Here is a 12020-nt window from a genome sequence, read left to right on the forward strand (position 1 = left end):
CAAGGTCATCAAGACCATGCGGGAGACCGGCGCGGACATGAAGGTCAAGTACAAGGAGACCGCACGGGGCGGGCTCGCCGTCAACGTCATCGAATGCTGAGGGCACCTCCGCGCCGGCCGTGATTCGTCGTGCGCGAGATCAGTCGTCGCCGGCGAGGTCGGCAAGCATGATCGGCTGCATCAGCGTACGAGACGCATGTCCCTGAAGATCCACCGAACTCACCGGCCGGGCCGATTCTCGGGCGGTGAGGCATGCTGTGGCGTAACCACATGTTCGCCCCTGGCACCAGCCCATGCCGGCGCGGGTCAACAGCTTCGTGCCCCGGGCATCGCCCGCGGACAGTTCACGCACCGCCTGCCGAACAGCGCCTGCCGACACCTCCTCGCACCGGCAGACGAGTGTCTGGTCGTCACACAGGTCGGGCCAGAACGCCGGCACGGGATGAACCGCATGCAGAGCGGCCGCGAAACGACGCAGCCGACGCCGGATCCGCAGCAGCCTACTGCGCTCACCCGCACGCAGTGACCTCGCGCGACCGAGAGACCGGGCGACCGCGTCCCCGGCGAGGTGCCCCTCCACGAGCGCCAGCTTCGCCCCGCCGACGCCGGTCACCTCGCCCGCTGCATACACGCCCGGTACCGAGGTCGCTTGATCAGGCCCGATCCTCACCACGAGACTGCCGTCGCGGTCCATGAATGTCTCGCATCCCAGGGCGACAGCCACCTCCACCTGCGGGGTGAAACCGAAGCCGACGGCGAGACCGTCGCAGCCGACGTGTCTCTCGCTGCCGGGCACCACCGAGCCCAGCGGGCTGATCGCCGCCACCGTCACCCCGGCGAGCTGATCGTCGCCGTGCGCGGCCACCACAGCCGTACGCCGCCGATACGGCACCCGGCGACGCAGCATCCGCCACCCGTACCGGCCTGCCTCGGTCAACTTGCTCGCTGCGCCGAGAACCGCACCGACGTGCCGTGCATACCGGACAGGGTCGTTCGCCTCGTACACGCCGACCACCGTGGCGCCGGCGTCGGCCAAGCCGGTCGCGACCGGCAACAGAAACGGTCCGGTACCCCCGACGACGACGCGGCGCGCGAACACCACCCCTTGACCCTTCAGCAGGGCCTGAGCTCCACCGGCGGTGACCACCCCCGGCAGATCCCAACCTGGGAAAGGGACAACCCGGTCATGCGCTCCGGTGGCGATGACGAGTCGCCGGCCGTACACGACCGTGGAGTGCGTGTGGACGGCGAACTGCGGACCGACGTCGTCGGGGCGAGACTCGACGAACCACACTGCCGCGTCCGGATGGTGATCGAGCTGGTCGAACCGTGCGCGCAGACCGGCGAACACCGCCCAGTCCGTGTGGCCGTGGGCGTCCGCACCGGGTCGGTGCCGCCAGTACTGTCCGCCGGGACGCGGCCCGGCATCCAGGACGGCCACCCGGCAGCCGGCATCGGCCGCCGTGACCGCCGCGCCCAGACCGGCCGGTCCTGCACCGATCACCACCAGGTCGTACGTGCTCATGTTCCCTCCCGCCGCTCGTCCTGAGGTTCGATCACGTCACCGCTGCGGGCGACCACCAGACAGGCCCGCTGCGACGGCACACCGTTGACCGTGACGAGACAGTCGAAGCACACGCCGATGCCGCAGAAGACCCCCCGGGGGCGCCCTTCGACGCGTGTGCTCCGCCAGGATCGGATCCCGGCGGCCAGAAGGGCCGCGGCTACGCTCTGCCGCCCGTCGTGAGGGATCCGGCGGCCGTCAAAGGTGAACATGGTGACGCTCCGGTGCGAACGGTCGTAGATCCACGTGCGGCCGGCGGTCGGTCAGCAGTGCGGCGATGGCGTGCCCGGTCGCCGGGGCGAGGCCGATACCGGCGCCCTCGTGGCCGGTGGCATGGTAGAGCCCTGGCACGTTCTTGTCCGCGCCGATGATCGGCAGGTGGTCCGGACTGTACGGCCGGAAACCCCGGTAGGCGCGGATCGCGGAGACGCCGGCCAGGATCGGGAACAGACGTATCGCAGCCGCTGCGAGCCCTCGCAGTGCCGGCAGAGACATCGCCGGGTCGAAGCCGACATGCTCCCGGCTGGACCCGATCAGGATCGTGCCGACGCGAGTCCCCTCCACCACCGGGGAGATCTCCAGCCCAGCGGTGCTGCGCTCGACGTTCGCAACGTAACCGGCGGCGTAGACCTTGTGCCGCACGAGCTCTGGCAGCGGCTGGGTGACCAGGACGAAGCCACGTCGAGGCAGGATCGGCAGCTCGACGCCCGCCAACGCGGCGACTCTGCCAGCCCATACGCCGGCGGCGTTCACCACCCTGGTCGTTGACAGCAGGCCATGATCAGTCCGCACAGCTCGGATCCCCCCGGTGCCGTCCCGGAGCAGGCCGACGACGCAGGTGCCGGTCAGTACCGTTGCCCGGGCCGCACGGAGCAGGTGCGCGGCGGCGAGCATGGGCTGGACCTGCATGTCCTGGGGATAGTGCACCGCACCGACGAGATGGGGGGACAGGTGCGGCTCGTAGCCGGGCAACTCGTGCGAGGCGACGGCGTGCGCCTCGACGCCCGCAGCACGCTGACGGTCCGCGAACGCCGACAGTGTGTCGTGCTCTGACGCCGAGGCCGCCACCACCAGTCCGCCCTTACGTTCCAGTTCGATCTGCGCATCGCCCATGGTCTCGCCCAGTTCGCGCCACAGGGCGACGGAATGAAGCGCCAGGCTGAGTTCCGGGCCGGGTGATTTGTCGGACAGGAGGATGTTGCCTTCGCCGGCCCCGGTTGTGCCGGACGCGACGCCGGCCCGGTCCACCACTGTCACCGTCAGGCCGGCCCGTGCGGCGTAGTAGGCGCAGGCGGCACCGGTCATCCCGGCGCCTATCACCACCACGTCCGCGCCGGCGTCGATCACGACGCCACCCGGTGCATCCACGCCTCGATCTCGTCGGGGCGTCGAGGTAGCCCGGAGGAGAGGACTCGACAGCCGTTGTCGGTGACGAGGACGTCCTCCTCGATCCGAATCCCGATTCCGCGCAGCTCAGCCGGAACCAACTCGTCGTCAGGCTGGAAGTAGAGGCCGGGCTCGACAGTGAGCACCTGGCCGGCGGCCAGCCGTCCGTGCAGGTAGCTGTCAGCGCGGGCAGCCGCGCAGTCGTGGACGTCCAGACCGAGCATGTGGCCTGACCCGCACAGCGTCCACCGCCGGTAGAGCCCGGACTTCTCGGTCAAGGCGCGTTCCGGCGGCACGGGCAGCACGCCCAGGTCGGCGAGGCCGTACGCCAGCACGGTCATCGCCGCCCGATGGAACGCACGCCAGTCGGCGCCCGGCTTGAGGCAGTCCAGAGCTGCGTCGTTCGCCTTCAGGCACAACTCGTAGAGATCGCGTTGCAGCGGACTGAACCGGCCGGACACCGGTAGAACACGAGTGATGTCTGCCGTGTAGAGCGACCTCGTCTCGGCGCCGGCGTCGAGCAGCAGCAGGTCCCCGTCGCGGACCGCGCCGTCGTTGTCGATCCAGTGCAAGGTGGCGGCGTGCGCACCGGCGGCCACGATCGAGTGGTATCCGACGTCGTTGCCCTCCAGGCGGGCCCGCTGCCAGAACACCCCCTCCAGGTAACGCTCGGACGTACGCTTCGCCATCGGCAAGGCACGCACCATGTCCTCGAAACCGCGGGTGGTGATGGCTACCGCCTCTTCCAGCTGGCCGATCTCCCAGTCGTCCTTGACCAGCCGCATCTCATCCAGTACCGCGGCGAATTCCAGGTCGCCCGGTCCCGCGGCGTCGGCCGTCAGGCCATCCACGTGCACGTCGACTCCACGCAGCACGCGGGTCGGAACGCCCCGTCCGGACAGGACCGACTCCAGCTCGGCCAGATGACGGGTCGTCACGGCCAGCCGCCGACGGCTCTCTCCCAAGGTGGGCCGGCGTCCGGCCCACAGTTCCCCATACATCCGGTCACGGAAGAACTCGGGCGTGCTCCGGTCGGATCGAGGGCGAAGAAAGAGCACCTCCTCACCGTCCGGCTCGATGACCAGGACTCCGTCTGAGGACTGGTCGCCGGTCAGCCAGACATAGGCAGAATGCGGGCGGAACCGATAGTGCTGGTCGTTCGAACGCCTCTTGAAGCTTCCGGCCGGGACGACGAGCCGTTCCCCGGAGAAACGGCCGTGCAGCTGTCTCCGGCGTGCCGCCGCCCAGCCGGCGACCTCGTCGACCTGTGTGACGTGCCGCTCGCTGTCCGCCCACCCGGAGAGCATGAACTCCTCCAGCGCGGGGCTGACCGGCAGATCGTGACTACCGGTGTGCAGGTCGACCCGTTTCATGCGGCCTCCTCGGCGGGGCTGGGTGGGGGAGTGCAGAGGGTGATGGTGCGTAACGAGGTGTAGAAGTCCAGTGCGGCTGTGCCCTGTTCTCGAGGGCCCTGGCTGGACGCCTTCTCACCGCCGAACGGCGCGTGGAAATCGACTCCGGTAGTGGGCGTGTTGACCCGGATGAGGCCGGTGTCGATGGCCCGGACCACCTCGAACAACCGGCCGATGTCGCGGCCGTGGACGGACGTCACCAGCCCGTACCGAACGTGGTTGACCAGTGCGGCCGCGGCGGCCAGGTCCGGCACGGTGAAGATGCTGGCCAGCGGGCCGAACGTCTCCTCGCACGCGACCGGATGGCCGGGGTCGACCGAATCGAGCAGCACCGGCGCCACATAGAGGCCGTCAGCCGGGGACGCGAGACGAGTGAGAACCCGGCCTCCTGCCGCGCGGGCTGCCGCGACGCCGTCGAGAACCCGGCGGCGCGCGGCGTCGGTGATGACGGGACCGACTGCGACGCCGGCATCGGCCGGGTCGCCGACGCGTAGCCCCGCCACCGCGGCCACCAGGGCTTCGGTGAGCGCGGTGGCATCGCCCACCACGATGATTCGCCGGGTCGCGGTGCACTTCTGGCCCGCATATCCCATGGCGGCACCTGCCAGCATCGTGGCAGTGGTGGCAGGGTCGGCGTCCGGCAGCACGACCGCGGCGTTCTGTCCGCCCATCTCCGCCTGAACCGGCAGCCCGGCGCGAACGGCGGCGGCGGCGACACCCCTGCCGACCGTCGCGGAGCCGGTGAAGGACACGACGTCAGCCGCTTCGACGACGGCCTGTCCGGTGTCCGCACCTCCCGGCACCACATGGAGCAGATCGTCGGGCAGCAGCCCGTCGAACAGGCCCGCCAGCAACTCGCCGCAAGCCAGCGCCTCGGGTGACGGCTTGAGCAGCACTCCGTTACCAGTGGCGAGGGCCGGTGCAGCCTTCCACAGGGGGATGGCCAGTGGAAAGTTCCACGGCGTGATCAGACCAGCCACGCCCCGCGGCCGGCGTTCGGTGAACAGCAGTCCCGGCTGATTCGCCGGCAGCGTCGGCGCCAGCAGGTCGCCGATCGCCGCGAAGCAGGACTGGGCGTAGTAGTCGAGGATCGCAGCGGCCCGGCTGACCTCGGCGTTCGCCTCCACGACCGGCTTGCCCACTTCACGGACGATCAGGGCAGCCGCTTCGCCGGCCCGAGCCCGCAGCCGGTCCGCCGCCCCGCTCAGGGCCGCGGCGCGGCCGGACGGCTCCCGACGACGCCAGGCGTCCTGCGCGACACGGACCGAATCGGCGAGCTTTCGCACACCATCAGGAGTGACCGGGGTACGCTCCGCGACGACATCGTCCGGCTTCTGAGGAGAACGGCTCTGAATGGGGCTCACAACATGAATCCCGCCGGGAAAGGGTCCTCGGGGTCGAGGAAGAACTGGGCGGTACCGGTAAGCCACGCCCGCCCGGTGACTGTCGGCACCACCGCGGGCCGACCGGCGACGGTGGTCGTATTGACCAGCCGACCGGAAAACCGGCTGCCGATTATGGATTCGTTGACGAATTCCTGTCCGAGGGGGAGCAACCCGCGGGCGTGCAGCTGTGCCATCCTCGCCGACGTGCCGGTTCCACAAGGGGATCGGTCGAACCAGCCGGGATGGATGGCCATGGCGTGGCGTGACAACCGGGCGGTCGCCCCTTCCGCAGCCAGGTAGACGTGGTGGCATCCGGAGATGTGCGGCTGCTCGGGGTGCACGGGCCGAGCGGTGTCGTTCACGCCTCTCATGACACTGAGACCCACCTCCAGCAGCCGTTGTTTGTCCGTGCGATCCAGTCGCAGGCCCAGCTCCGGCAGGTCGACGATCGCATAGAAGTTGCCGCCGAACGCGAGGTCGTAACGGACGTGGCCGTAGCCGGGAATCTCGACCAGGGCGTCCTGTTCCACCAGGAAGGAAGGAACGTTCTGGATGGTGACAGCGGTGGCGCGGCCCTGCTCGATCTTGGCAGACGCCACCACCAGTCCGGCCGGCGTATCGAGGCGGATCGTGGTCACCGGCTCGGTGACCGGCACCATCCCGGTCTCCGCCAGTACGGTGGCCACACCGATCGCACCGTGTCCGCACATCGGCAGGCACCCCGACACCTCGATGAAGACCACACCGACATCGGCGTCCGGGCGGGTGGGCGGCTGGAGGATCGCACCTGACATGGCGGAGTGCCCGCGCGGCTCGTACATCAGAAACGTGCGCAGGTCATCGCGGTGGTTCGTCAGGTACTCCCGACGTTGCGCCATGGTGTCGCCCGGCAGGAGCGGCGCGCCTCCGGTCACCACCCGGGTGGGCATTCCCTCCGTGTGGGAGTCGACGACGTGAATGACGCGGCTGCTGCGCATCAGCGGTGCCCTGCCGCGAGCAGCCGTTCGGTCGTGGCACGGATGACCTCGGCGTCGGCGGGGGCCAGTGGCTGGCGCGGCTGGCGCGTGAAGCCACCGGGACGACCGGCGACATCCATGGAAAGCTTGATCGCCTGAACGAACTCAGTGCGCGAATCCCAGCGGAGCAGCGGATGCAGTGCCCGGTAGAGGAGGACGGCCGTCCTGAGATCACCCGCCGTCGCGGCCTCGTAAAGACGAACGCAGCTCGCCGGAATGGCGTTCTGGTAACCGCCAATCCACCCCACCGCGCCCGCGATCAGGAATTCGAGCGCGACGTCGTCCGCGCCGGCGAGGATGTCGAGACCAGGCGCCGTCTCGGCGATCTGGTACGCCCGGCGGGCGTCGCCGCTGAACTCCTTGACCGCGACGATCAAACCTTCGTCGTGTAGACGCCGCAGCAGGTCGGGTGTCAGGTCCACCCTCGTGTCCATCGGATTGTTGTAGGCGACAATCGGTAGACCTGCCTTCGCCACCTCGCGGTAGTGGGCCAGCACTGCTGCCTCGTCAGCGCGGTACGTCGTCGGTGGCAGCAACATGACGGCCGGGCAGCCTTCCTCCGCAGCCTGCTCGGTCCAGCGCCGTGCCTCGTCGGCACCGTAGGCCGAGACGCCTGGTACGACGGCGAACCCATCAGGGGCGGCTTGCACCGCCGTTCGCACCACCGAAGCCCGTTCCTCGCTGCTGAGCGCCTGGTATTCACCGAGGGAACCGTTGGGGACAACGCCATGGCAGCCGTTGTCAGCGAGCCACCCGACATGTGCAGCGTAAGCATCGAAATCGATGCCCTGGTCGGCGTGGAACGGTAGAGCGGTCGCTACGAGAACCCCACGCCACGGCGCCATTTCCATGCGGCCTCCATCAGTAATATGTTACACAGCACCATAGTGGCTGCGCCCGCCCCGTCAAGAGGTGCAATCGGCCCGCCCCTGGCACGTTCGAGGTCAGTCGATGACGTGCGGAGGGCGTGACCGCATGGGATGGCGGGCCGGCTGCTGCCGGCGAGCACAGTAGGTGTGGCCCGAGGTGCCATGCTGGCGGTCGGGGGCGGCAGCACGGCATGGCGGACGTGCTAACAGAGCACGTTGGTCCTAGTCTTCACGACGGGCCGCCCAGATGCCTCGGACGTGCCGCAAGTGGTGCCGCATCAGGCCGACCACGGCCTCACGGTCACCCCCGGCGATGAGCTCGATCAACTCGAGATGCTCGTTCGCGGAATCGACCAGCCCTCCACTCTCCACCAGCGCGTCGAGGCCGTACAAACGGGTGTGATTGCGCAGGTCGGCAACCGTCTCGACCAGCCGTTGATTCCCGGCGGCACGCAACAGTGTCAGGTGGAAGGCGTTGTCCGATTCGATGTACGCCACCAGGTCCCCACGTCCGGCAGCAGAAACGATGTTGTCCGCCAACCTCCGCAGTTCCCGCACCTGCGGTTCCGACAGTCTGCCTGTCTGGTCGGCCACCACCGGAATCTCGAGAAGCTCCCGAATCTGAGTGATTTCGTCCAGATCCCGCTCACTGAGGGCCTTGACGCGGAACCCCTTGTTCTTGACGATCGAGACCAAGCCCTCCTTGGCCAGGTCGAGGATCGCTTCGCGAACCGGCGTGGGCGAGACGCCGAAGCGTCCGGCAAGCATCGGGACGGAGTAGGTCGAATCCGGCCTCAAGCTGCCAGCCACGATAGCCGCGCGCAGGGCGTGCGCTACGTCCTCGCGTAGGCTCTGCCGACTCTGAAGCGGGTTCAGGTCCAGCGTGGATGCGGCAGCGCTCGCATCGCCAGTCCGCTGGTTGCCTTTCACAGTTGCATCCGCTCCGGTCCCGTCGAGCCAACCCTGAGAACAAGGCCGCCCCCCGGGGGCCCGCCCTTCATCCCTGCTGACGGCGGCCCTGTCCCTCAGTGCCACTGTCAACCACCGCGCCGATCTCGGAGCCTACCCAGTGGGTATCGTCTCGACATCTACCGGGCGGCGGCCGGTGGGTCGCAGCCTGCTGGCGTCCCCCTCGGGCTTGCCGTGCCCGCGGGGCCGGGAGTGGGAACGGCTCAGTTTCGCTTCTGGCTGTGGCGGCCTGAACCGAGGCGGGCCGGCTCTGGTCGTACCCCGCGCCCGGCCCAGCAGACATGACCAGGAGGCCGTCGCAGGCGGGACCTGCTGGCCGACCTCGCCCTCGGGCTCGTCCGCGCAGACCGGCCAGTTCCCGGACGAAATGGCCGGGAACTCGCCCTGCTTCGGAGGCCGCCACGCCGTCTCCGTCCGGCTGACGGCGCGGGCCGCGGCGGAGCCGATGCCCGCGACCGCACGCTCCAGTGCATCGACCGACAGCGTCGGCGTGGTGAGGGCGATCGGGATCAGCTGGTCAGGTCGGCCCATTGGAAGCCGTTACGCAAGGGTTGTCCGCCGATGTGGTTGCGGGGATGGGGGATCTGGTTGGCGAGGGCGTACTCCTGCGGGAGGCGGCAGCGGTAGTAGGCGTCGCCGTGGTTGTACTGGCCCTGCAGGCGACGGTCGCAGGCGGCGCAGTAGATGAGGCCGCGGAAGACGTACGGGTTGCGGGTTCCAGCCATGATGCCGGTGTGGGCCATGGCCACGTCGTCGACGACCCGGGTCACACCGTTCATTCGACGGACCCGGCCCTGACGAAGCGGTCAGTGGCCAGACCCGGCACCGGTCAGCCCGCACCGAGACCGTCAACCGGCGCGGCGGGCCAGGCCTCCCATCTTTACCGCGGTGAACACCGCGGCGGCCAGCGCCACGTCGGAGAGCAGCATCAGCCCGATGGCGTAGGAGCCCTGCGACCCGTACACCCAGCCCATGACCAGAGGTGGCACGAACCCGCCGAGCCCGCCGGCGGCCCCGACCAGCCCGGTGACCGCGCCCACCTGGTCGGCGGGGGCGACCTTGCCGACCAAGGCGAACACCGCGCCGCTGGCTGCGCCGAGCAGCACCGCCATGCCGAGCAGCGCGACCGTGGCGACCGGCATCAGGGCCGGCTGGAAGGCCTGCACGACGGCGAACCCGGCCACCCCGGCGAAGCACCACACCAGCACCGGCACGGGGTGCAGCCGGTCGGAGAGCCAGCCGCCCGCCGGGCGGGCCAGCACGGCGAGCACGACGAACCCGGCGGTCCGCAGCGCACCGTCCGCGGCATCGAGCCCGTAGGCGGTGCGCAGGTACGCCGGCAGGTACACGCTGAAGGCCACGAACCCGCCGAACCCGACCGCGTACAGGAAGCACAGCTGCCAGGTGACGGTCAGCCGGGCGACGCCGGCGAGCCGCTGCCAGGCCGACCCGGTGGGCCGGGCCGGGGCCGGCGCGTCGCGCAGCAGCAAGAACGACAGCACCGCGTACGCCGCCAGGATCGCCGCGACCAGCAGAAACGGGGCCCGCTCCCCGTAGGTGTCGGCCAGCCGGACGGTGGTGAAGTTGGCGATCGCCGTGCCACCCATGCCGACACCGAACACGCCGATGGCGAAGCCGCGCCGGGCCGGCGGATACCAGCCGGACACCAGCGGGACGCCGACGGCGAAGGCGGTGCCGCCGATGCCGAGGAAGAAGCCGGTCACGATCAGCGCCGGGTAGGAGGAGACCGTGGTGAGGGTCAGCACCGGCACGATGGTGACGACGGTGACCAGCGGGAAGACTACCCGGGCCCCGTACCGGTCGGTGAGCGCGCCGACCGGGATGCGGCCCAGCGAGCCCACGATCACCGGCACCGCGACGAGCAGGGACTGCGCGGCGAAGCCGAGCCCCAGCCGTTCCTTGATGCCGGGGCCCAGCGGACCGAGCAGGGCCCATGCCCAGAAGTTCACCAGGAAACCGAGGGTGGCCACGGCTAGCTGGAGGGCGGCGCCGGAGGTGGCCTCGGGACGCCCGACCGGGGCGGTGGACCCGGCTTGGTCACGGATGCTGGTCATCGTTCAACTCCGTCAGGATTGTCGTGCTGCTGTCGCGGCGTCAAAGGGGAATGCGGCGGTCCGCTTCACCGGTACGAGCCTCGCTCGAGCCAACCCACCCCGGCAGGGCCGGAAGACCCGGCCAGGAGGACGTCCCCACCTGTCACGGCAGGGTGAGCAGACCGACCGGGGTGCCGGGACGCCAACCGGGCGGCACCACGGCCAGCGCGTCGGCGTCCGCCGCCGCGCCCAGGTATCCCGGGTGCGCCCCGTCGACCAGCCGCACGCCCCGCGCGCCGCGCCGGACCGGCACGATCCGGGTGTTCCGCTCGTCGAGGCGCAACGGATCGGTGAGGACGGCGGTGTCCAGATCGGCCGGCGGCCGTCCGGCCAGCCCGGTGAGCAGCGGGTCGATCAGGGTGAGCGCGGCGACCAGCGCCGCGTACGGGTTGCCCGGCAGGCCGACGATCCACTGGGCCCCGGCCTGGGCCAGGACCTGTGGGTGCCCGGGCCGGCACCGCACCCCGTCCACGTGCGCCACGGCCCCGAGGTGCCGCAGCGACGCGTGCAGCCCGTCCGCCGGGCCGACGGAGGACGCCCCGCAGACGACCGTCACGTCTGCTTCTCGCGTGCTGTCCGCGATCGCCTCGGCGAACCAGTCGGGCTGGTCGCCGACCATCCGAGGACCCAGGAGGTCCGCTCCCCAGGCGGACAGCAGCGGGGTCAGCATCGGGCCGATCGCGTCCCGGACCCTGCCCCACGGGGGGCGGCCGGCGTGGATCACCTCGTCGCCGCTGATCACCAGGCGGGCCCGGGGTCGGGCCCGGACGGTGAGGTGGTCGAGGCCGACGCTCGCGGCCAGCCCCAGCACCGCCGGCGTGACCGGCGAACCCGTCGGCACCAGTTCCTGACCGCGGGCGGCGTACTCGCCCGCGCTCCGGATGTGCCGACGGTCGCCCGGCACCGCCCGCAGGACGTCACCGATCCGGTCGGCGATCTCGTAGGGCACGACCCGGTCCGCCCGGGCCGGGACGGGAGCGCCGGTGGCCACCTCTACGGCGGTCCCCTCGACCAGGGGCGCGACGGCGTGGGTGCGACCGGCCAGGATCCGGCCGACCACCCGCCACGGGCCCGGACCGCGCACCGCGTATCCGTCCATCGCGGAGTTGTCGAACCCGGGCAGCGGGACCGCCGCGACCAGTGGCGCCGCGAGGGTCCGGCCGGCGGCGGAGGCCAGCGGTACCGACTCCGCGGGCAGGGGAGCGGGGAGCCGGTGGGCCAGCGCCCGCGCCGCGGCCCACTCCGTCGCGGGTCGGGACGAATGGTGACTGTCGGTGTGGTGCGGTGCGATGGTCACCGGTGGTT

12 protein-coding genes are annotated in these 12020 nt (G+C 70.5%); 1 reads left to right on the plus strand and 11 read right to left on the minus strand.

Annotation, left to right across the window (positions count from 1 at the left end):
- A partial coding sequence (locus V6U82_RS23600) for an L-serine ammonia-lyase, iron-sulfur-dependent, subunit alpha (RefSeq protein WP_147252911.1) occupies positions 1-100 on the plus strand: 100 nt, incomplete at its 5' end.
- Between the two features lie 39 nt (positions 101-139).
- On the opposite strand, the gene V6U82_RS23605 is transcribed toward V6U82_RS23600, so the two are convergent.
- The 11 genes from V6U82_RS23605 to V6U82_RS23655 all read right to left on the minus strand — a co-directional run bounded on the left by V6U82_RS23605 (position 140) and on the right by V6U82_RS23655 (position 12012).
- Positions 140-1525 carry an FAD-dependent oxidoreductase gene (locus tag V6U82_RS23605; protein ID WP_135240901.1) on the minus strand — a complete coding sequence of 462 codons (1386 nt, stop codon included), beginning with the start codon at positions 1523-1525 and terminating at the stop codon, positions 140-142.
- A complete protein-coding gene (locus V6U82_RS23610; protein WP_135240900.1) occupies positions 1522-1776 on the minus strand; it encodes a (2Fe-2S)-binding protein in 255 nt (84 codons plus the stop codon). The genes V6U82_RS23605 and V6U82_RS23610 overlap by 4 nt, the downstream gene beginning before the upstream one ends.
- Positions 1763-2911, minus strand: a complete 1149-nt coding sequence (locus V6U82_RS23615) for an NAD(P)/FAD-dependent oxidoreductase (RefSeq protein ID WP_334464628.1) — start codon at positions 2909-2911, stop codon at positions 1763-1765. The genes V6U82_RS23610 and V6U82_RS23615 overlap by 14 nt, the downstream gene beginning before the upstream one ends.
- Complete coding sequence (locus V6U82_RS23620; protein WP_435125449.1) at positions 2908-4323, minus strand: aminopeptidase P family protein; 1416 nt, start codon at positions 4321-4323, stop codon at positions 2908-2910. Before V6U82_RS23620 ends, V6U82_RS23615 begins: the two co-directional genes overlap by 4 nt.
- Positions 4320-5726, minus strand: coding sequence for an aldehyde dehydrogenase family protein (locus V6U82_RS23625; RefSeq protein WP_135240898.1), 1407 nt, complete (start codon positions 5724-5726; stop codon positions 4320-4322). Before V6U82_RS23625 ends, V6U82_RS23620 begins: the two co-directional genes overlap by 4 nt.
- Positions 5723-6724, minus strand: coding sequence for a proline racemase family protein (locus V6U82_RS23630; RefSeq protein WP_128137432.1), 1002 nt, complete (start codon positions 6722-6724; stop codon positions 5723-5725). The genes V6U82_RS23625 and V6U82_RS23630 overlap by 4 nt, the downstream gene beginning before the upstream one ends.
- On the minus strand, positions 6724-7614 hold the full coding sequence (locus tag V6U82_RS23635; protein ID WP_043325419.1) for a dihydrodipicolinate synthase family protein: 891 nt from the start codon (positions 7612-7614) through the stop codon (positions 6724-6726). The genes V6U82_RS23630 and V6U82_RS23635 overlap by 1 nt, the downstream gene beginning before the upstream one ends.
- Positions 7615-7854: 240 nt before the next feature.
- The gene (locus V6U82_RS23640) at positions 7855-8562 is read right to left on the minus strand and encodes a GntR family transcriptional regulator (RefSeq protein WP_082931043.1); all 708 of its coding nucleotides are present in this window, start codon (positions 8560-8562) and stop codon (positions 7855-7857) included.
- Positions 8563-9110: 548 nt separating this feature from the next.
- On the minus strand, positions 9111-9371 hold the full coding sequence (locus V6U82_RS23645) for a zinc ribbon domain-containing protein (RefSeq protein WP_334464636.1): 261 nt from the start codon (positions 9369-9371) through the stop codon (positions 9111-9113).
- A 78-nt stretch (positions 9372-9449) separates the two neighbouring features.
- Positions 9450-10676 carry an MFS transporter gene (locus tag V6U82_RS23650; protein WP_334464638.1) on the minus strand — a complete coding sequence of 409 codons (1227 nt, stop codon included), beginning with the start codon at positions 10674-10676 and terminating at the stop codon, positions 9450-9452.
- Positions 10677-10818: 142 nt separating this feature from the next.
- Complete coding sequence (locus V6U82_RS23655) at positions 10819-12012, minus strand: molybdopterin molybdotransferase MoeA (protein WP_334464639.1); 1194 nt, start codon at positions 12010-12012, stop codon at positions 10819-10821.
- Positions 12013-12020 lie beyond the last annotated feature (8 nt).

Origin of the sequence: Micromonospora sp. CPCC 205554 (assembly GCF_036902745.1) — a bacterium.
Classification (GTDB): domain Bacteria; phylum Actinomycetota; class Actinomycetes; order Mycobacteriales; family Micromonosporaceae; genus Micromonospora; species Micromonospora tulbaghiae.

Coding starts and splice junctions, on each gene's coding strand:
- V6U82_RS23605 (WP_135240901.1), bottom strand. CDS start 1,525: ATGAGCACGTACGACCTGGTGGTGATCGGTGCAGGACCGGCCGGTCTG.
- V6U82_RS23610 (WP_135240900.1), bottom strand. CDS start 1,776: ATGTTCACCTTTGACGGCCGCCGGATCCCTCACGACGGGCGGCAGAGC.
- V6U82_RS23620 (WP_435125449.1), bottom strand. CDS start 4,323: ATGAAACGGGTCGACCTGCACACCGGTAGTCACGATCTGCCGGTCAGC.
- V6U82_RS23630 (WP_128137432.1), bottom strand. CDS start 6,724: ATGCGCAGCAGCCGCGTCATTCACGTCGTCGACTCCCACACGGAGGGA.
- V6U82_RS23635 (WP_043325419.1), bottom strand. CDS start 7,614: ATGGAAATGGCGCCGTGGCGTGGGGTTCTCGTAGCGACCGCTCTACCG.
- V6U82_RS23650 (WP_334464638.1), bottom strand. CDS start 10,676: ATGACCAGCATCCGTGACCAAGCCGGGTCCACCGCCCCGGTCGGGCGT.